The 19,279-nt window shown below is 69.7% G+C and carries 17 protein-coding genes; 7 read left to right on the top strand and 10 right to left on the bottom strand.

The window, feature by feature from the left end; genetic code table 11:
• Window positions 1-17: 17 nt before the first annotated feature.
• Window positions 18-389, bottom strand: a complete 372-nt coding sequence (locus tag OHA11_RS06250) for an alpha/beta hydrolase domain-containing protein (RefSeq protein WP_323186757.1) — start codon at window positions 387-389, stop codon at window positions 18-20.
• Window positions 386-550, bottom strand: coding sequence for an alpha/beta hydrolase domain-containing protein (locus OHA11_RS48490; RefSeq protein WP_353962948.1), 165 nt, complete (start codon window positions 548-550; stop codon window positions 386-388). The genes OHA11_RS06250 and OHA11_RS48490 overlap by 4 nt, the downstream gene beginning before the upstream one ends.
• On the opposite strand from OHA11_RS48490, the gene OHA11_RS06245 reads away from it, so the two are divergent.
• Window positions 477-1,103 (top strand): helix-turn-helix domain-containing protein, encoded by a 627-nt coding sequence (locus tag OHA11_RS06245; protein ID WP_353962947.1) that lies wholly within the window; start codon window positions 477-479, stop codon window positions 1,101-1,103. The two genes, OHA11_RS48490 and OHA11_RS06245, sit on opposite strands and share 74 nt — an antisense overlap.
• A gap of 125 nt (window positions 1,104-1,228) precedes the next feature.
• Here the strand turns inward: OHA11_RS06245 and OHA11_RS06240 are convergent, their stop codons facing one another.
• Window positions 1,229-2,152, bottom strand: a complete 924-nt coding sequence (locus OHA11_RS06240) for an alpha/beta hydrolase (RefSeq protein ID WP_266492796.1) — start codon at window positions 2,150-2,152, stop codon at window positions 1,229-1,231.
• 233 nt (window positions 2,153-2,385) lie between these two features.
• Between OHA11_RS06240 and OHA11_RS06235 the strand changes: the two genes are divergently transcribed.
• The 5 genes from OHA11_RS06235 to OHA11_RS06215 all read left to right on the top strand — a co-directional run bounded on the left by OHA11_RS06235 (window position 2,386) and on the right by OHA11_RS06215 (window position 7,376).
• Window positions 2,386-3,348, top strand: coding sequence for a helix-turn-helix transcriptional regulator (locus OHA11_RS06235; RefSeq protein ID WP_266492794.1), 963 nt, complete (start codon window positions 2,386-2,388; stop codon window positions 3,346-3,348).
• 218 nt (window positions 3,349-3,566) lie between these two features.
• Complete coding sequence (locus tag OHA11_RS06230) at window positions 3,567-4,109, top strand: hypothetical protein (RefSeq protein WP_266492792.1); 543 nt, start codon at window positions 3,567-3,569, stop codon at window positions 4,107-4,109.
• The gene (locus OHA11_RS06225) at window positions 4,106-5,302 is read left to right on the top strand and encodes a peptidoglycan-binding domain-containing protein (RefSeq protein WP_266492790.1); all 1,197 of its coding nucleotides are present in this window, start codon (window positions 4,106-4,108) and stop codon (window positions 5,300-5,302) included. The genes OHA11_RS06230 and OHA11_RS06225 overlap by 4 nt, the downstream gene beginning before the upstream one ends.
• A complete protein-coding gene (locus OHA11_RS06220) occupies window positions 5,299-6,141 on the top strand; it encodes an ABC transporter ATP-binding protein (RefSeq protein WP_266492787.1) in 843 nt (280 codons plus the stop codon). The genes OHA11_RS06225 and OHA11_RS06220 overlap by 4 nt, the downstream gene beginning before the upstream one ends.
• Window positions 6,138-7,376, top strand: coding sequence for an ABC transporter permease (locus OHA11_RS06215; protein WP_266492784.1), 1,239 nt, complete (start codon window positions 6,138-6,140; stop codon window positions 7,374-7,376). The genes OHA11_RS06220 and OHA11_RS06215 overlap by 4 nt, the downstream gene beginning before the upstream one ends.
• A 20-nt stretch (window positions 7,377-7,396) precedes the next feature.
• Here the strand turns inward: OHA11_RS06215 and OHA11_RS06210 are convergent, their stop codons facing one another.
• The 5 genes from OHA11_RS06210 to OHA11_RS06190 form a co-directional block, all read right to left on the bottom strand.
• Window positions 7,397-8,614: a HAMP domain-containing sensor histidine kinase gene (locus OHA11_RS06210; RefSeq protein WP_266492782.1), complete on the bottom strand. Its 1,218-nt coding sequence runs from the start codon at window positions 8,612-8,614 to the stop codon at window positions 7,397-7,399.
• A gap of 44 nt (window positions 8,615-8,658) precedes the next feature.
• Window positions 8,659-9,312: a response regulator transcription factor gene (locus tag OHA11_RS06205; RefSeq protein ID WP_266492781.1), complete on the bottom strand. Its 654-nt coding sequence runs from the start codon at window positions 9,310-9,312 to the stop codon at window positions 8,659-8,661.
• Between the two features lie 308 nt (window positions 9,313-9,620).
• A complete protein-coding gene (locus tag OHA11_RS06200) occupies window positions 9,621-11,180 on the bottom strand; it encodes a GMC family oxidoreductase (protein ID WP_266492779.1) in 1,560 nt (519 codons plus the stop codon).
• Window positions 11,181-11,261: 81 nt separating this feature from the next.
• Entirely contained in the window at window positions 11,262-12,209 is a 948-nt protein-coding gene (locus OHA11_RS06195; RefSeq protein WP_266492776.1) for a helix-turn-helix domain-containing protein, read from the bottom strand.
• A 183-nt stretch (window positions 12,210-12,392) separates the two neighbouring features.
• Window positions 12,393-13,796, bottom strand: a complete 1,404-nt coding sequence (locus OHA11_RS06190; protein WP_266492774.1) for a PHB depolymerase family esterase — start codon at window positions 13,794-13,796, stop codon at window positions 12,393-12,395.
• Window positions 13,797-14,074: 278 nt separating this feature from the next.
• Between OHA11_RS06190 and OHA11_RS06185 the strand changes: the two genes are divergently transcribed.
• The gene (locus OHA11_RS06185) at window positions 14,075-15,481 is read left to right on the top strand and encodes a hypothetical protein (RefSeq protein ID WP_266492772.1); all 1,407 of its coding nucleotides are present in this window, start codon (window positions 14,075-14,077) and stop codon (window positions 15,479-15,481) included.
• A gap of 13 nt (window positions 15,482-15,494) precedes the next feature.
• Here the strand turns inward: OHA11_RS06185 and OHA11_RS06180 are convergent, their stop codons facing one another.
• On the bottom strand, window positions 15,495-17,078 hold the full coding sequence (locus OHA11_RS06180) for an ABC transporter substrate-binding protein (RefSeq protein ID WP_266492770.1): 1,584 nt from the start codon (window positions 17,076-17,078) through the stop codon (window positions 15,495-15,497).
• Window positions 17,079-17,084: 6 nt separating this feature from the next.
• Window positions 17,085-19,142, bottom strand: coding sequence for an ATP-binding protein (locus OHA11_RS06175; protein WP_266492769.1), 2,058 nt, complete (start codon window positions 19,140-19,142; stop codon window positions 17,085-17,087).
• Between the last annotated feature and the right edge of the window lie 137 nt (window positions 19,143-19,279).

Raw genomic sequence — 19,279 nt, 5'->3', positions numbered from 1 at the left:
TGCCGGCAGAAGGAGCGTCAGCCGCCGATGCCGGACTGGCCGGCCGCTCTGACCAGTTCGGCCGCGTCGGCCGGGCGGATGAACCCCGTGGCGACACCCCGCGCGGTGACGGCCGACCACTTCGCGACGAACGTGGCGTGGGTGGGATACAGCGCCGCCAGCTTCTCGGCGGAGAAGGGCGTGGTCGTGCCGAACAGGAAGCAGAACGACGCCCCTGACTGACTCAGGCCGGACAGCGTGGCGACCGGAGCGTCGACCGATGGCGTGCGGACACCGCCCTCGACGTTGCCGTGGGCGTCGAGGACGAGCGCCGGTGCGGAGCCCGAGGTGTCCACGGTGAGGCGGGGCGCCTTCGCCGGCGGGACACCCGTGGTCGCCCAGCGGTTCAGCGCGAACTGCGCGGTGTCCAGGACGTAGTGACGACGACGGTCCCGTTGAAGCGGGCCGGATCGGCGGGCCGGTTCACGACGATCCGGGTGGTGTACGGCGCGGACGAGGCGGTCCGGCTCTTCGTCACCCAGGGCGTGGCGGCGACCACCGCGGAGGACATCGCCTCGGCCGCCGGAGTGTCCACGCGGACCCTGTGGCGCTACTTCCGCTCGAAGGAAGAGTGCGCACGCCCCCTGCTCACGGCCGGCATGGACCTGATCACCGAGCGTCTGCGGGCCCATTGGAGGAGAGGCGGCTCGCTCGCCCAGACGTTCGCGAACGCCGACGATCCCGGCCTGCTGGCCGCGCAGCACGTGGCAGCCCTCCGCGATCTCGTACGGCTGGGCCGCGACGAGCCCGGACTGCGCGCCGTCTGGCTGGAGACGCACTTCGACGCCGACGCCGTGTTCGCCGGTGTGATCGCCGAGGGCACCGGCCGGTCCGAGCGCGACCTCGCGGTCCGCCTGGAGGCGGGCATGCTCAATACCGCGCTGGGTATCACCGTGGAGGACTGGGCCCTGCGGCCAGACGACCCGACCGGCCCGTCTCTCGGCGAGAGCCTCGCTCAGGCACTGCACGTGATGGCCCAGCTTCTCGATCCGGAGACTTCCGCGGCTCTCGGCCAGAAGCCGATGGTTCACCGCCCGGCGACGGACTCACGTCCCGGGGTGTAGCCGGGGTTCCCGTCCCGGGGTGTAGCCGGGATCCGGCTCTCGCCCGGGGCTTGGCCGGGACCCGGGTCCCGCCCGCCGAGTGCGGCCGTGCCGACCGTCTTCTGCTCGGCTGCTCGGCTGCTCGGCTACTCGGTTTCGGTGAGGTGAGCCCCGAAGAAGTCGGTCAGCCTCGCGACCGCGGGGTCGACGTACTGCTCCTTGTCGTAGAGGCCGACGTGGTCGGCGCCGTCGATCCAGTGCAGTTCCTTCGGGCCGTGAGCGTTCTGGAACGCCTCCACGCTCATCCATGAGGTCACCGCCTCGCGGCCGACGATCAGGAGCAGTGGGCGCGGCGCGATCAGATCGACGAAGCGGAACGCGTCGAAGGATGCCAGGCGGTCGACGCTCGACCAGGTGAAGGACTGGGCCGAGCGGGGGTGCCTGCCCCGGTCGGTGCGGTAGTACTCGAACCCCTCGACGGCGTGCCGGCCCCCCAGGGCGCGGGCCTGCTCGGGTGTGTCGGGGAAGATCGGGAAGACCTGGACGCCCTCGCCGCGGGCCTCGGCGGTCCGCGCCGCAGCGGCGGCGTCGAGCATGCCCTGGATGACGGCGGGGTCCTGGGTGCCGTCGGCGCCGCAGCGGAACTGGCGGCCGATGTCGACGGCGCTGACGGTGCCGATGGCCTTGATGCGGTGGTCGCTCGCCGCCGCCGTGAGGACGTAGCCACCGGAGGCGCAGACGCCCAGCGCCCCGATGCGGTCGGTGTCGACCTCGTCGCGGGTGGTGAGGTGGGAGACGGCGGCCTTGATGTCCTCGACCCGATGGGCGGGGTCCTCCAGGCCGCGCGGCTCGCCCTCGCTCTCGCCCTGGTGGGCGGCGTCGAATGCCAGGGTGATGAAGCCCTGGTCGGCCAGGCGCTGTGCGTACAGTCCCGCGGTCTGTTCCTTGACGCCGCTCGCGGGGTGGCTGACGACGATGGCCGGACGCGGGCCGGCCGCTTCGGTGTCCGGCGTGTAGAGGTGCCCGGCGATCTTCAGGCCGGCGCTGGGGAAGGTGACGTTGGTCCTCACGGTGGTGCTCCAGTCGTACAGGAGGGGCAGGCTCGTACGTCGGACGAGCTCAGGTGACCGTCTTGCCGCTTCCGGTCACGCCTCAACAGTCGTGACCGTCGCGACGCGGGACCAGGGACAGCTCTGCCTGTGCAAGCCAGTACCAGGCACGTGGCTGTGCAAGCCAGTACCAGGCACGTGGCTGTGCAAGCCAGTACCAGGCACGTGGCCGTGCTGTGACGGACACTGGCGCCATGGACCACCCGGGGAACGCATTCAGCGCCAGCGGTAGAGGCAGCGGTAGCGCCAGTGGCGGCGGTAGTGGCAGCGGTGGCCGTGGCGGCAACGAGCTGGGCGCATTTCTGCGCTCCCGCCGCGCTGCTCTCGACCCGCATGAGGCAGGCGTGCCGGACGACGGTCGGCTGCGCCGCGTTCCAGGTCTGCGCCGGGAAGAGCTTGCCCAGCTGGCGCATGTGAGCATCGACTACGTCGTCCGGCTGGAGCAGGGGCGGACCCGCAGGGTCTCCCGTCCGATCCTCGACGCGCTCGCGGACGCGCTGCGGCTGGCCCCGGACGAGCGCGCCTACCTGTTCACCCTCGCCGATGTCGCTCCCGCCGCACCGGCCGCTCCCACCCGGCAGCCCGGTCGGCCGGAGGTCGCCCCGCGGCTGCGGCAACTGCTGGACACCATGCACGACGTACCCGCCATGGTGCTGCGCCGTGGCATGGAGGTGCTGGCCTGGAACCGAGGGGCCGCCGCCCTGCTGACCGACTTCGGTGAACTGCCGTTGGCCGAGCGTAACTTGATCCGACTGACCTTCCTCGACGACGCCTTCCGCGCCCTGTACGCGGACTGGCCGCGCGTCGCCCGTGAGTGTGTCGCAGTCCTGCGTATGGAGGCCGGCCGCACCCCCGACGACCCCGCGCTGACCGCCTTGGTCGGCGAACTGAGCGTCCGTGACCCGGACTTCCGCACCTGGTGGGCCAGCCATCAGGTGCGCGGGCCGCGGCAGCTCACCAAGACCTACCGCCATCCCGTCGCCGGCACCCTCACCCTGGACGTCCAGCAGTTCTCCGTCGACACCCACCCGGACCAACTCCTGGTCGCCTACACCGCGGAACCCGACTCGCAGTCCCAGAAGGCCCTGCACTTCCTCCTGCAGTGGTCCGCCGACCGACGGGACGACCGCGCAACTGACCTTGGCGGCCCCCGCTAGGCGGACACCCAAGCGGCCCGCGCCAGGTCGGGCCACAAGCGTCGACCGACCTTCTCCGCCTCCTGTCTCTCCTACTTTCTCCTCCTGTTCCTCTTCCTCCTCCTCGGGCCAACGGGCCCTGGTTAAGCCGCGGTTAGCGAGATGTCACCGGCAGCTCACCAGGCACTCCGTAGAACTTCCCTACGGAAACCGGAACATCGAGAGAGGACAGGACAACCATGCGTATCAAGCCCACCTCACGAGGCGTACGAGTCATCGGCGCCCTGCTCACCACCGTGGCGACTCTGTCCCTGACGGCCGCCTGTTCGCAGCAGCCGACCGAGAAGACCCCGGTGCAGAGCAAGGACGACGGCGCCGCCACTCGCGAGAAGTGGCTCAAGTGCATGCACGACGCCGGCCAGACCCAGGTGAAGATGACCAAGGAGGGCCAGATCGTCATGCCCGGGGAAAGGCCGGGCCAGGAGGCCGAGGCGGAGCAGGTGGCCAAGGCCGTCAAGGACTGCAACGCCAAGGTGCCCGGTATGCAGCAACTCGGTGCCGACAAGCCGGACTCCAAGAGCATCGAGCAGGCTCGTGGGCTGGCCAAGTGCCTGCGCAAGAACGGGATCTCGGACATGGCCGATCCCGCACCGGACCAGCCGGACACTCTCGTGACGCCGGAGAACGTGGACCAGGCGGCGTGGAACAAGGCGTTCGGGATCTGCGGCAAGGACTACCCCGCCGTCAAGTTCGCCGCCGAGAAGCCCGTGGACGCACAGTGACCCGTACCCGGCGCACGGTGCTGGCGGTCGCCGTCGTCACCGCCCTCGCCGCGGGGGGAGTGGCCGCGGCCCGGCAGCCCTGGCGTTCCCAGGACGACGGGGAAGGCCGCGAGCGCGGTGACGAAACGCTGGCCACCACCACGGTGCAGCGCACCACGTTGTCCTCCGGTCTGGAGCTGACCGGCAAGGTCGGCCACGGCCCGGCCACCGAGATCGTCGGACAGGGCCGGGGGACGTTCACCAAGCTGCCACGGCCCGGCGACCGGATCACGGCGGGAGGCATGCTGTACGAGCTCGATGCCGAGCCGGTCGTGCTGTTCGCCGGGTCCCGCCCTTTCTGGCGCGACATCACCACCGGTGTCAAGGGGCCCGATGTCCAGCAGCTGGAGCGCAACCTGACCGACCTCGGCTACGCGAGTGCCACCAACCTGACGGTCGACGAGGAGTTCACGGACAATACGGCGGCTGCCGTCAAAAGCTGGCAGAAGGCGCTCGGCCTGAAGCAGACCGGCAAGGTCGAACTCGGCCGCGTCGTCGTGCTGTCGGATCGGGTCGTACGCGTGGAGGAGGTCACCGCCAAAGTCGGCGGCACCGCGGTCGCGGGCTCGGACTCCCCCGTGCTCAAGGTCGCCAAGCCGGATCTGTTCGCGACCGTGCGGCTCGACGACGACCAGATCGCTCAGCTCATGCCCGGCCGCGGGGTCACGGTCCGGTTCGACTCGGGCGGCGAGACGAAGGGCAAGGTCAAGGAGATCAGCCGCGGTTCCGGTGGGGGCGACGGCGCCGGCGGCGGAGACAGCGGTGGTGGTAACGGCGGTGACAGTGGCGGTGACGTCGGTAAGGACCAGGCCACCGCCACCATTTCCCTCACCGATCAGAAGAAGGCCGAGGCGGCACTCGATCAGGCCCGGCCCACGATCACCGTCACCGTGCCCGACGAGAAGGCCGAAGACGCGCTGGTCGTCCCGGTGACAGCCCTGCTCGCCCGTCCCGAAGGCGGCTACGGCGTGCAGGTCGCCCGCCCGGGGCGGCCGGAACCGGCCCTGGTCCGGGTCAAAGTCGGCCTGATCGTCGGCGCCCGCGCACAGGTCACCCCGGACTCGGACTCCGACGCGGACTCCGACTCGGCGTCCACCTCGGACTCGGATTCCGGGACGCTCCGCGAAGGCGACAAGGTGGTGATCCCGTCATGAGCGCACCCCCGTCAGGACCGCCACAACCCACCGGACCGCCACCTCCCGCCCTGGTCCTCCGCGACGTCGTGAAGGAGTACGACGGCACCCCGCCGCTCCGTATCCTCCACGGCATCGATCTGACCGTCTCACCGGGCGAACTCCTCGCCGTCGTCGGCCCGTCCGGCTCCGGCAAGTCCACGCTCCTCGCCCTGATCGGGACACTGGACCGGCCCACTTCCGGCCGCATCACCCTGGAGGGGCATGACCTCGCGAGCCTGTCCGACAAACAGGTAGCCGCGCTGCGCGCCCGCCGTATCGGGTTCGTCTTCCAGCAGTTCTTCCTGCTCCCCGGGCTGACCACCGTCGAGAACGTCGCCACCGGCCTTCTCTACACCGGGGAGACCGCCCGCAAGCGGCGCGAGCGCGCGGTCTCCGCACTGGAAGACGTCGGCCTCGGACACCGCCTCGACCACCATCCCGACCAGCTCTCCGGAGGTGAGAAACAACGCGTGGCCATCGCCCGCGCAGTCGTCGGCCGTCCCGGGCTGCTGTTGGCCGACGAGCCGACCGGCGCCCTCGACACCACCTCCGGGTCCGGCGTCATCGACGTACTGCGTGGTCTCAACGCCCTAGGCACCACCGTGCTCGTCATCACCCACGACCGCGATGTCGCCGCCTCCTTCCCGCGCCGGGTCGGCATCCAGGACGGCCGGATCGCCTTCGACGAACGGGACGCGGACGCCGGAGCGCCCCTGGAAAGCGGCGCCAGTGTCGAAAGTGGCATCAGTGTCGGCTGTGGTGTCGGCGGTGTCAGGGGCGACAGCACCCGCGGCCGGATGGCAAGGAAGCCCGCATGACAGACCGCCGAACTCCACTGCTCCGGTCGGCACGACTGCGTCCGGCCGACCTGCTGGGCGTGGGCCTGATCGGCCTCCGCACCCGGCGGCTGCGCTCGGCACTCTCCGCACTCGGCATCTCGCTGGGCATCGCCGCGGTCGTCGCCGTCACCGGAATCTCCTCCTCCAACCAAGCCCACCTCCTTGACCGGCTCGACCGGCTCGGCAGCAACCTGATCACCGTCACGCCAGGCAAGGACGTCGACCAGAAGGTGGTGCCGTTGCCGAAGGAGTCCGTCACCATGCTCGGCGCCATCACGGCGGTACAGAAGGCTAGCGCCACCGGCGACACCAAGGCCGCCGTCTACCGCACCGGCTTCGTTCCCGACAACCAGACCAACGGTTTGTCCGTACGGTCGGCCCGGCTCGACCTCCTGGACACGTTGCGGGTGAGGCTGCGGTCGGGCCGTTGGCTCGACGCGGGTACCGAAAAGCTCCCGGTCGTTGTCCTCGGCCATCGTGCGGCCCAGGCCCTCGGAGTCGCCGACCCCGGACAGAAGGTCTGGATCCAACGCGGAGAAAACGGAGAGGGCGGAAACAGCGGCGAGTGGTACGCCGTTCTCGGCATCCTTCAGCCCAGCGAACTCGCCCCCGAGATCGATGAAAGCGCCCTGGTCGGCAGCGCGCAGGCCGTTGCCCACCTGGACGGTGACGGCACCCCCTCCACCGTGTACGTCCGTGCCCGGCCCGACAAGGTCACCGACGTTCAGGTCATCGCCGGGCCCACCGCCAACCCGGCCGCGCCTCACCTGGTCTCCGTCTCACGCCCCTCGGATCTTCTCAAGGCCCGTACCGAGACCAAGGACACCCTCAGCGGCCTGGTGCTCTCGCTGGCCGCGGTCGCGCTTCTGGTGGGAGGCGTGGGAATCGCGAACACCATGGTCGTCGGGGTCATGGAACGCCGGGGTGAGGTCGGGCTGCGCCGGGCGCTGGGAGCCCGACAGAGCCAGATAGCCGTGCAGTTCCTCATCGAGGCCATTCTGCTCGGGCTGCTGGGCGGGCTGGCCGGGGTCGTCCTCGGCACCACCGTGGTCTACGGCTACGCCGCGGTCCAGGGCTGGCCCGCCACCGTCCCCACCACCTGGGCCGCCGTCGGTCCGGCCGTCGCCGTCGCTGTCGGTACCGTCGCCGGACTGTACCCGGCCCTGCGTGCCGCCCGGCTGTCCCCGACGGGCGCACTGCGGGCGGCGGGCTGAGCAGCCGTCAGGCCCCGGGCTCAGGTGGCTGTAGGCGCTCCGGATGGTCGGTGACCTCTTCCGACGGGGCGGTCGTCCGGCTCGGTCGCCGAGGCCGAGCCAGGAAACGTAATACTCACCGAAAGACCACCTTCAGGGCCCGGCTCGGCTTCCAACTGCCCTTTGTGGGTGCTGGTGACAGTCCGTACGACCGCGAGTCCGAGGCCCGCCCCGGCCCCTCGCACCGTGCCCCGCTGAAAGGGCTCGAAGAGTGCCGGGAGGGTTGCGGCCTCAATCACCGGACCCGTGTTGGACACGGTTACTCGGGTGTCGCCGGAGGGATCGGTTCCCGTTTCGACGTGCACCGTTCCTCCGGCGTGGTTGTGTCGTACGCCGTTGGTCACCAGGTTCGCGACGAGTTGGGCCAGGAGTGGGGCATCACCGGACAGCGGTGCCGGGCGGAGCAGCGCGTGTACGGCCACATCGGCGCTCTCCGCCTCCGCGTTGACGTCCGCCACGGCCGTGCGCGCGAGATCGGCCAGGTCAACGGTGCGGTGCTGCAGTACTCCGCTTTCGCCGCGCGCCAGTGCGAGCAGCGAGGCCAGCAGGCGTTCGCAGCGGTCCGTGGCCGCCAAGGCGCGCCGCATGTTCGGTTGGAGCTCGGCGGGCACGCGGCCGTGGGCGAGCGGAATTTCGAGGGCGGCGCGTTGGAGCGTGAGAGGGGTGCGCAGTTCGTGTGAGGCGTGAGCCGTGAATCTCCGCTGATCGGTGAAACTGCGCTCCAGCCGGTCCAGCATCCCGTCGAACGTGTCCGCGAGCTCTTTCACCTCGTCGTCCGGCCCCACGAGGCGCAGGCGGGCATCGAGATTCTCGTTCCCGATATGCCGAGCGGCCGTGGTGACCTTTCCGATCCTGGCGAGGCTTCGTCTGGCGATCCACAGGGTGGTCAGGAGGGAGAAGGCGGCGAGTACGGCGAGAATGAGAATCAGGCTCTTCGCCAGATCGTCGAGAACGTCGTCACGGAAGGAAGCGAACCGCTCAAGGGCCTCTGAGCGAGCGGCTGATTCCTCGATCGTTTCGCGCTGATCGGGCACCTGTGAAGGATCGCCGATCGAAGGATCGCCGATCGACGGTACGGCCTGCGTCGCGGCGGTGTTGTCGACGATGATCCAGCTGTTGGATTCGATGATGTGACGCGCACTCAGCCAGGTTGTCGTCAAGAGCATGATGCCGCCGACTACAAATACCGCCGTATTCATGAGTGCCAGCCTGACGCGAATGCTCAGGCGCGGGAGGGTTTGCTTCATATCCGGTATCCCAGCCCCTGAGTTGTTTCGATGAGGGGAGGGTTCCCCAGCTTGCGGCGCAACTGATGAATGGTCACCTTGGGGACACTGCTCGACGCGTCGACTTCCCCGTCCCATACGATGTCGATCAGTTCGGCGGTGGACACCATCCCGCCATCGGCTGCCAGCAGCGCTTCGAGAACGGCCAACTCCTTCGCCGTGAGACGCAAGAGCCTTCCGTCCCGCTCGGCCAGTCTCCGCACCGTGTCCAGGCGCACTCCGCGGCGTTCGAACACGATGGGTGTGCCGGCGATGCCGCGTCGGCCGAGTGCCCGTAGCCGCGCGACGAGTTCCAGGTACGAGAACGGTTTCGCGAGATAGTCGTCAGCGCCATGGCCAAGGCCCTCGACGATGTCTTCGAGGGTTCCGGCCGCTGTCAGCATGAGGATCCGGGCCGGGTACCCCGCGATATTGAGGGAACGGCAGACGGCGTCGCCGTGGATCATGGGAAGATCCCGGTCGAGTATCAGAATGTCGTAGTCCGCCGCCGCGGTCATTTCGAGGGCCCTGGCGCCATCGGGTGCGATGTCCGGCGTCATGCCGTCGGCACGCAGACCGTCTGCGATCATTTCGGCCAGGTCCGCCTCGTCCTCGACGATCAGCACGCGCACGGCCGGCTCCTCTCCTCGTCCGAGCGGCAGGCCCACCGCTGCGCAGCCAGGATGTGTCAGGTGAGGTTAAGCGCGCGTTAGCCGTTCATCACCGCTTCCTCACACACCACCGCTGGACCGTCGAAGACACCACGGCCTGTGTCAGTGCCGCCTCCTGGACTCTCGCTGACTTGATCGAAGGGCGGCAAAACGATGGAAGACCCCACAGGGATGGCGGCGTTGAGACAGGCGCTGCCTCCTCCGGAAACCGGTGCAGGCGAGGACATCGACACGGGCCCGGTGTCGTACGACACCGGGCGCGACGGTGGTCAGGAGGTGCCCGTCAGGAGGAAGTCGGCGCAGCGCTCGCCGATCATGACGGTGGGCGCGTGGGTGTTGCCGGACGGGACGGCCGGCATGACCGAGGCGTCCGCGACGCGCAGGCCCGGCACGCCGTGGACCCGCAGTTGGGGGTCCACGACCGCGTCGGGACCGGTGCCCATGCGGCAGGTGCCCACCTGGTGGTGGTAGCTGGCCAGGTTGCGCTTGACGTACGAGGCGATCTCGTCGGCGGTGACGACCCCCGGGCCCGGCGCGACCTCGTGGGCACGCCAGTCGGCCAGCGCCTTCTGGTCACCGATCTCCCGGGCCTGCTTGACCGCCGTCACCATCGCCTGGAGGTCGTAGGGCTCGGCGAAGTACCGGGGGTCGAGGGCAGGTGCCTGGGTGGGGTCGGCGGAGTGCAGCCACAACCGGCCGCGGCTGAGCGTGCGGATCGTGCCGGGGGCGATGCTGTAGCCGTGCCCTTCCTCCGGGACCTCCTGACCCACGACGGGCAGCGGCACGTGGGACATCACCGGTTGCAGGTCGGGGGCGGCCAGCGCGGGGTCGGTCTTCGCGAAGTACTGGGCCTCGATCTTGTTGGACGTGCCCGGCGGTACGGGGCGGGCCGACGAGTACACCACCGGGGCGAGCGCGTGATCGTGCAGGTTGGCACCGACCCCCGGCAGGTCGGCGACCACGCCGATGCCCAGCTCACGCAGCTCGTCGGCCGGGCCGATCCCGCTGAGCAGCAGCAGTTGGGCGGAGCCGATGGTGCCGCCGGACAGGACCACGTCGCCGGAGCAGCGTACGGAGGCGGTCCGGCCGTCCTTGATCACCTCGACTCCGCGGGCACGTCCGCCCTCGCGCCCGCCGTCGCCCTCGCCCTCGATGAGGATCCGGGCCACCGGTGCGCCCGTCAGCACCGTAAGGAGCGGGCTGTCGAGCACGGGCTGTACGAAGGCGGTCCAGGCGCTGACCCGCTTGCCGTCACGGACGTTGAGGTGCAGGAGGTTCACACCGAGGATCTCCTCGGCGTTGCAGTCGTCGTTGTGCGGGATCCCGTACTGCTCGCAGGCCTCGATGAAGGCGACGGAGACCGGGTTGGGCGTGTGGTTACGGGTGACCGGCATCGGGCCGCCCGCCCCGTGGTACCGCGAGGGGCCGTCCTCGAAGTCCTCGGAACGCTTGAAGTACGGCAGGACCTCGTCGTAGGACCAGCCGGTGGCCCCGTGCCGGGTGACCCAGTCGTCGTAGTCCGACCGGTGCCCCCGTACGTAGATCATGGCGTTGATGGCGCTGGTCCCGCCGAGCACCTTGCCCCGCGGCCAGAACACCCGGGTGCCGTCGGCGTGTTGCTGGGGCTCGGTGAGGTAGGCGTAGTCCTCGGGCGAGGTCCACAGCTCCCACATGCGTCCCGGGTCGTGGATGGCGGGGTTGTCGTCCGGACCGCCGGCCTCGATCAGCAGGACGCTGCGGCCGGCGTCCACGAGTCGGCGGGCGATGACGCAGCCGGCGGACCCGGCGCCCACCACGATGTGGTCGTAAGTCTTCTGCGTGGCTTCCATGGCCGAAGGGTGTCGCCCGGTGGGCGTACGGGCTTTCACGGCGGTGCACGGGGAGTTGCCGAGCTGAGCACGGTAACCCGGTCATCGTGCCGGGCGGGCCTCGCTCGGACTGATGCCGTACGCCGTCTTGAAGGCGTGGCTGAAGTGGGCCGGGCCGGGAAAGCCCCAGCGGCTGCCGATGGCGCCGACCGGCAGCTGGACCAGTGTCGGGTCGGCGAGGTCGCGTCGGCAGCGGGCGAGACGGTGTTCGCGGATCCAGCCCGAGACGGTGTACCCGTGTTCGGCGAGCAGCTTGTACAGGTAGCGGCGGGAGATGTGATGGGCGGCCGCGATCTGGTCGGGTCCCAACTCCGGTTCGGCGAGCCGCTGTTCCATGTAGGCGAGGATGCGCCGCGTGAGCACCTGCCGCCCGTCGTCATGCCGCGGTGTCCGGTCGGCACCCGTGTGTTCCGCGAGGAGGGTGCCCACCAGATCGACCACGTTGTCGGCGAGCCGGGGCGTGCCGAGCGACTCCAACTCGTCGACCTGGCGGGCGAGTCCGTGCAGGAAGGGGCGCACCACCGTGCCCAGCCCGTCGCGGCACGACACCGAGGTCGCCGTCACGCGCGCCAGGTCGCGGTCCGGCATCCGCAGCATGGCTCGGGGGAACATCAGGGCCAGACTGCGGCCGGGCCGGTCGGTGTCGAGGGTGTAGGGGTGACGGGTGTCGTAGACCGCCAACTCACCTGGTTTCAGCTCGGCTTGGTGGTCGCCCTGGGTGAGTACACAGTGCCCGGTCAGCTGCAGACTGACCTTGACGTGGTCGGACGCGTCCGAACCGGGCCGCCGCCGGGTGCGAGCCGTGTGCGGCGGTGTGGTGATGACGGACACTTGGACCGCGCCGACCCGGGCGATGCGCAACTGTGCGTGGAAATAGGGCCCTTGGCGGGGCACGATCTCCAGGGGCACGAAGTTGCGGCTGACGGTGTCACGCCAGAACTCCAGCCGTGCCGCGGAGTTCTCGTCACTCGGTGTCGTGATCGAGGACATGCGCCTCTCCCCTCCCCGACCTTCCCGAATCCGGCCCGAGGACGCGGGATAGGGACCGGACGGCCGACCCCTGGCGTGGAGTGTAAGCCAGCCGGGGCCGAGTGCACCCTGCTGTACGGCCCGGTCGGCGGCCGGGGTCAACAGGGGCGGCCTGGTGGGGTGGCCTACAGGGACTGGCGTGGCCTACAGGGACTGGCGCATGATCCAGTCCCGGACGCCGGGGATCGTGTAGGCGACCTGCCAGGTGGCCATGTGCGCGCTGGTGGTGGAGCCGGACGGCACGACGGTGCCGGTCTCGAAGGCGGCGAAGTTCACCGGGGTCCGCTGGGCCTTCATGCTCCGGACGGCCGCGGCGAACTCGGCGTCCGTCGACCGGCCGTCCCACAGGGCGGTGCTGACCTGCGTGCCCTGGTCCTGGATGACCTCGGTGATGGCCTGCTCGCCGGGGTACGCCTTGGTGTCGTCCGCGGAGACGAGGATCCACAGCTTCTTCTTGGCCAGCGGCGCGGCCTGGGCCTCCGGCCACTGGCCGGCGACGATGAACGCGGCCGCGAACAGGTCGGGGTACCTGATGTTCAGGCCCAGCGACATCATCGCTCCCATCGACTGCCCGGTCGTGTAGAGCCGGTTCGGGTCGATGCTGTACTGCCGAGTCACCGACCGCACGAGGTTGGCGGTGGCCTCGAACAGTGTCGACGGCTCGTAGGTGTCGTCGATCACCACGGAGCCGTACTCGGGGGCCAGGACGAAGGACTCGTGCCGTGCCTGGTCCGCCGGGCTCGCCCAGCAGACGGCGCCGAGGCCCTGGACCAGGGGGCCTTCCGTCGCGACGTTGACCACGCTCGCGTCGTGCATGAACAGCACCATCGGGTAGCTCTTGCGGCGGTCGTAGTTCTTCGGGACGAACAGGTTGTACCTCAGGGTCTGTCCGGTCGCGGGGTCGGTGAACGAGAACTGCTGGAAGTCGTCGACGATCAGGTTCACCACGGCGTCGGTGGTCCGCGCCGTGCCGTCGGCGGCGTAGCGGCGGCCACGGGTCGTCGTGACGGTGCCCGTCTGGGTCAGCGTGGCCTTCGCCGCGACGATGGTTCCGCCCGGCGTGGTGTCGCCGACCTTCGGGCCCCCCGCCCCGGGCCCGCCGCCATCGCCGGACCCGCTGTCATCGGCCGACCCGCCGTCGTCGGAACCGCCGTCGGAAGGGGTGCCGGAGCCCTGCTTGGTCACCCACAGGGCCGCCGCCGTGTCGTCGGGTGACAGCTCGACGATGACGTACCGGCCGTCCCTGCTCCGCTGCGCGAGGTCGGCCGTCCGGTTCGCGTAGACCTTGGTCACGGTGCGATCGGCGACCGTGAACGTCGACTTCGACAGCGTCGAGCCGTCGATCTCGCTGTCGTACTCGACCGCTACGGCGACCAGCTTCTGCCCGGTGCCGAAGACCTGCGTGACGGCGGTGACACTCCGTACGTGGTCATCCTCCGCGCCCGTCCCGCTCGTCTCGGCGGCTGAACCGGTGGTCACGCTGCCCAACACCGCCAGGGTCCCGGCTGTCGCAGTCGCGGATGCGGCCATGAAGGTACGCCTGTTCATGGAAGGTGAGCTCCTTCGAGAGTGATGGTCGGGGCTGCTGACCGCCACCCTTCCGCCCCAAGCTGTGAAGCGTTCCAAGGAAACGGCCCTGTTTTCACAGGCTGCGCAAAGGTTTCCTGGTCGCGTACGTGAATGCGCGGCGCGCAACCTTAGATAACGTGCGGCAATTGTTGACGCCCACATTTTCCGGTGTGACGATCCTGGCGCGCCAATCGCGATGGCGAAAATTCGCAGAATTCTGACTTTTGCCGCGCGTCTTGAATGCGAAGGAGAAAGCTGTGGTTCCCAAGGATGAGAATGAGCAAGAGAACACTCGGCTCGGCAGCCCGCTGCACCGGCGGTCGTTCCTGAACGGCTCCCTCGCCGCGGTGGTGACAGCCACGTCGCTCGGGAGTGCCACGGTCCTTGGAAGCGCCGCGGCGGCGCGGGCCGCGGGCGCCAAGCCGTTACTGAAGGCGGGATCCGGCCGCGCGGCGATCGACATCCCGTCCTCGCTGCTCCCGCTCGACGGCTTCACCACGGTCCACGACGACCTCTACGTACGGATCCTGCTCCTGGAGAACGGCTCGCGCCGCGTGGCCCTGGTCGTGCTGGACCTGACGTCGATCAGCGCGGAGGCGATCGCCACGATCAGGACGACCATCGCGGAGGCGTCGGGCGTGGCGACGGCCGACATCGTCGTGACCGTGACGCACACGTTCTCCGCCCCGCATGTGCAGGCGTCCGGTTCGTCGACGGGGGCGGCACAGTTGGTGCGGGCGATCACGAAGGCCGCCGCGACCGCGATCGCGGCGGCGGTCGACGGACTCACGTCCGCGCGGGCCGGCTTCGGCACCGGTACCTGCGACGTCAACGTCAACCGGGACGTCCGTACCGCCGACGGCTGGTGGCTCGGCACCGGAGAGACGGGCTCGTCGGACAAGAGCGTGGGCGTCACCCGCCTCGACGACCTGGACGGCAACCCCATCGCCGTCCTCATCAACTACGGCGTCCAGTCCTCGGTCATGATGGAGTCGGTCATGGCCAACGGCGACCTGCCGATCACCGCGGACCTGGCGGGCGCGGCGGTGCAACACCTGGAGAAGCAGTACGGCGGCGATGTCGTCGGGTTCTTCCTGGTCGGCTCCTGCGGCGACCAGGCTCCGGCGTTCAGGTCGAAGCGCTACACCATCGACAAGGACAAGAAGTGGTCCCAGGTCGACGCCCGGGACGCCGGCTGGCTGCTCCTCACGGTGCAGGGCGAGCGCCTCGGCACCGAGGCGGTCCGGGTCAGCGAAACGATCAGAACCTCCGGCGGCGGCGCGGGCTCGACGCTGCGCCTCCTGACCGACTCGGTCACGGTCAACACGATGACGATGGGACACCCGACGGGACCGGCGACGACGTACGACTTCACCCCGACCGGCACGGCCGACGTACCGGTCTGGATCCTCCAGGTCGGCAGCGGCGCGTTCGTGGGGGTGGCACCGGAGCTGTCCACCGACACCGCGCTGGCCATCAAGAAGCACTCGCCGTTCCCGCACACCGCCGTCATGTCGATGCTCGAAGGCGGCTCGAAGAACATGGCCGAGGCACAGAGCTACGCCCGGATCACCTACGAGGCGATGGACTCGTCGTACGCCCAGGGCGCGGCCGAGACGGTCGCGGCGAAGATAGCCACCATGCTGCACTCGCTGCGCGATTGAACACTCGTTCCCGTCAACGCGGGCAGGCGTTCTCGGAGCCGCTCCGGTAGGTGCGGTACAGGGGAAGCGAGTTCTCACGGCCGGCCGGGTACTCGACGACGGGTACCGGTTTGCACACGGCCCACTGGTTGTTCCTGTCCGGGCCCTCGAAGCCGTAGGTTCCCGCGGCGCCCACCAGGCAGTTGTTGTTGCTGCACGTGTTGCCGGCGATGCTCGGGAGGATGAGGGTGTTGTACACGTCGTCCTTGCCGGGCATGCGCAGGGCGGTCGAGGCCTGGTCGCCGTCCTTGTCGAACTCGTCGACCGTGCGGTCCACGGCGTCGGTGAGCAGCGCGAAGGCGTCGTAGTACATGACGGCATAGCCGTCGTCGAGAGGCTTGGTACCCAGTTCGTGCCGGTTCTTGATCGTCTCGAAGCGGTCGAGGAACGGGCCGAGCCCCTTCCCGGGCTTGTTCTTCCCGGCCCACCAGGCCGGATCGACGGAGGACGCGTCGACGATCATGGCCTCTGCCTCGTCCAGTCTTCGCGTGAGTGCGCCCGTCGTGAGGGTGGGCTCCAGGCCGATGCCGACCTTCAGGATGCGCACTTTCGTGGTGCGCCCGCAGGGGCCCTCCTCGGCCAGGCGCTCGATGAACGCGGGCAGGTCCTGGTCACGGCCGGCGAAGAAAACGGTGTCGGACTGCTCGTTGCAGATCTTCTGCACGGCATCGGTGAACCGCTGGGGGATGCCCTCGTCGGTTCCGGACGAGCCGGTGAAGTTCGAGCTGTGGTTCGTGAGGTCGTACTCGCCGGCGAAATGCCTTTCGAAGACGCTGCGCAGATTCTGCGAGTAGACGTCGTCCTTGCGGTTGTCCCAGACCAGGAAACCCTTGCGCCGCTCCGGCTTCTCGTTCAGATAGAGATTGAGGGCGCGAGCGAACTCCTCGTTGTTGGGCGAGGTTTTGAAGAAGTACGGGGAATTCATGTCGGCCGCGGTGATGACAGGGCCGACGGTGGGGATTTCATGCTTGCTGAGCGCGGCGATCGCCTTACGTGTCTCGCCTGTGCTGCTCGGTATGCCGGTCACGCCCACCAGCGGCGCCCGGGTGTCCTCGGCGAACTCGGCGAGCCGCGCGACGACGGGCTCCCACGCGTCGAGGTTCCGGCCGTCAGGTGCGAGCAGCAACTGGTAGCGCGGTCCGCCGAAGTGGTTGGCCTGCTGCTGGGCGACCAGCGCACCGGCGAGTCCGCGGCGGATCATGTCCGTCGTCATCGCGCTGTGCTCGTCCGAGGTGAAGGGCATCATCAGCGCGATACGCACGTACGGGATCCTGGGGCCGCTCGGCGGGGACTCCCAGCCCTTCTTCACCCGGGCGTTCTCCTTCGCCACCGCGTCGATGAGACTCGCGATGCCCGGGTCCGCCTCGAAGGCGTCCGCGGTGACGCCCACGCAGTCTCCGTTGATCTCCTGGAGCTCGTCACCGCACCTGCCGGGGCCCCGCGCGACGCCGACGATGACGGTGATCACGACGGCGACCAGCGCACCGAGTCCGAGGGCGGCCAGCCATGCGACCGGCCCCCACTCGCGGGGATGACGACGGAACAGACGGACGAGCATGCTTCCTCACTGACCAGGTATGGGGAGGGGACGCTTCTGCCGAGCCGCCGTCGGCCAGCCGCGGGCGGCCTGGCCCAGGGCGGCGTGCCAGGACGGGTGCCGCGGTGAGAGGAACGCGAGCTCTTCGCCGACCGCCCTGCACAGGTCGGCGTCCGTCTCGGCGTGCGGCTCGGAAACCTGCCACAGGGCGTGCAGCAGCCGGTTGACGCAGCGCTCGATCTCGTGCAGGTTCGCGTACCGGCGATCGTGCGCACCGAGTGCGACCTGCTTCCGTTCGTCGGTCCACTCCCCGGCGGGTGGGGTGGGCGGTGTGGGTGCCGTGGCGGAGTACCGCAGGCACAGCAGCCAGTGCGCGGCGGCCTGTTCGTCCTGCTCCGACTGGAACTCCTCCGCCAGGGTGGCCACCACCGTCTCGGCGTTCCCGGCCGCGAGCATGTGCCGCAGCGCGTCCGCCTCGCCGCTCTCGCCGCGCTGGGCATGATGCAACTGCAGAAAACGGTGGATCTCCTGCCAGCCGCGGCCGTCGTCGCCGCCACGAGAGGTACGGCGCATCTCGTGTACGAGCAGCGTCCGCAGCAACGGGTCGGTGACCAACGGCTCGTCCGGGTCGGTGAGTTGCTGCCACTGCTGCTCTTCGAGGTAGTCGGTGGCTGAGTTGGCGGGCAGCTGATCGGGGCCCTGGAGACGCAGGTGGTCCGCCAGTGCCTCCGCCGCGGTGCTGTCGCGGGCGAGCGAGAGCACGGTGAGCCGGTCGCGCTGACGGCGGTCCGGAAGCAGCCGCTCAAGGACCGCTTCGGTGACCGGACGGCCGTCCTTCGTGCTCAGGTCGAGGAGATTCCGCGGACCCACGTCCCGGCCCTGCTCGGCGGCGGCCAGGACCGCGGCGCACAGCATGGTGGCCACCGTGGGATGCCCACCGGTCAGGGAGTGCACGGCGGTGGCCAGCTGAGGGTGGAGCGGTCGGGCGGGCCGGTCCTGTACGAGCAGGGGCAGGATGTCGTCCCGGCTCAGTGGGGTGAGGGGGACGGCGAGCAGCCCGGCGGAAGGGAGGAGGCCCCTGCGCTCCCAGCCGGAGGATCTCACCAGCTCCGGGAGGCCGCGGCGGATCGCGGCGGACGCGTCCTCCGGTAAGCCGCCGAGCCGGGTGGCCACGACGACGAGCTCCTCGCGGTCGGGGCGTTCGGGCATCGCACGGTGTTCGAGGAGCAGTTCGAGGAAGTCCTTCCCCGCGGCGCGGTGCACGTCGTCCAGCAGGATGAGCGGCCACGGTTCACGGTTCCACCGCTGCAGCCTGCCGTAGGAGGCGGCGACATCGTGGAGGAAGGCGGCCATCAGGCTCTGCTCGGCCGCGTGCCGGAAGTCGCCGCCCTGCTGGAACCACTCACCGAGCAGCACCAGGGGGTCGTGCACCTCCGCGCCCCGCGGAAAGCGGTGCCGGTACCACTCCTGAGCCGCGGTCGCCCGGTACTGGCCGGCGTACTCCGCCACCACGGCCGCGGTGACCGCGTCCCGGCTCTGGGGCGCGTCGGCGCCCTCAAGCCGACTTTCGACCGCGGTGGCCCAGGCATGCCGCAGCGCGTTCTCGTCCCCACCGGTGAGGCGGCAGGCGAGCAGCAGCCGGGCGTACCGGAGACATGCCGCGTCCCGCTGATCGGCGTTGTCGTGGTTCCAGCCGGAGACGGCGAACAGGCCGGGCACCAGGACGGGGAAGCCTCGGCGCAGCTCGGGCGCGAGCCCGCAGACCAGTTCTGTCAGGATCTCGACGAGCGTCGAGGCGGTGGGAGCCGTACCGTCGACCGGGGCGAGCGGGAACGCGCCGGAGTCGGCTGCCACGGCCCGGACATGGGCGAGGGGCAGCCGGCCCGCGTAGCGTGCCGCCAGTTCCTCGAGGACGGCGCTGCGCCCCATGCCGTGATGTCCCGTCACCAGCACCACGGGCAGGTCGCCGTGGTGCTCCCGAACCGTACGGGAGTGCTCGTCGTAGGCCAGGCCGGTGAGCCGGGGCACGAGCGAACGCAGCAGCGGGTCCCGGCCATGAAGCGGCGACCCTTCCGATACGTGCATCTGGCTGCGTCCCGCTTCCGTCGTCCGGTGTTGCCCGGCAGCCACAACCTCGGAGGCAGGCGGCACCGTCCCCCGAGACTTCAGCCGCTGACATCGTTACCAGGTATACCTGGAGGCGCAGAATTTACCGTTCCCGC

Source organism: Streptomyces sp. NBC_00878 (assembly GCF_026341515.1).
GTDB lineage: Bacteria > Actinomycetota > Actinomycetes > Streptomycetales > Streptomycetaceae > Streptomyces.
This window is presented reverse-complemented; position numbering and strand designations above follow the sequence as displayed.

Coding starts and splice junctions, on each gene's coding strand:
- OHA11_RS06200 (WP_266492779.1), bottom strand. CDS start 11,180: ATGGAAGCCACGCAGAAGACTTACGACCACATCGTGGTGGGCGCCGGG.
- OHA11_RS06180 (WP_266492770.1), bottom strand. CDS start 17,078: ATGCTCGTCCGTCTGTTCCGTCGTCATCCCCGCGAGTGGGGGCCGGTC.
- OHA11_RS06215 (WP_266492784.1), top strand. CDS start 6,138: ATGACAGACCGCCGAACTCCACTGCTCCGGTCGGCACGACTGCGTCCG.
- OHA11_RS06230 (WP_266492792.1), top strand. CDS start 3,567: ATGCGTATCAAGCCCACCTCACGAGGCGTACGAGTCATCGGCGCCCTG.
- OHA11_RS06190 (WP_266492774.1), bottom strand. CDS start 13,796: ATGAACAGGCGTACCTTCATGGCCGCATCCGCGACTGCGACAGCCGGG.
- OHA11_RS06195 (WP_266492776.1), bottom strand. CDS start 12,209: ATGTCCTCGATCACGACACCGAGTGACGAGAACTCCGCGGCACGGCTG.
- OHA11_RS48490 (WP_353962948.1), bottom strand. CDS start 550: ATGTCCTCCGCGGTGGTCGCCGCCACGCCCTGGGTGACGAAGAGCCGG.
- OHA11_RS06175 (WP_266492769.1), bottom strand. CDS start 19,142: ATGCACGTATCGGAAGGGTCGCCGCTTCATGGCCGGGACCCGCTGCTG.
- OHA11_RS06210 (WP_266492782.1), bottom strand. CDS start 8,614: ATGAATACGGCGGTATTTGTAGTCGGCGGCATCATGCTCTTGACGACA.
- OHA11_RS06235 (WP_266492794.1), top strand. CDS start 2,386: ATGGACCACCCGGGGAACGCATTCAGCGCCAGCGGTAGAGGCAGCGGT.
- OHA11_RS06220 (WP_266492787.1), top strand. CDS start 5,299: ATGAGCGCACCCCCGTCAGGACCGCCACAACCCACCGGACCGCCACCT.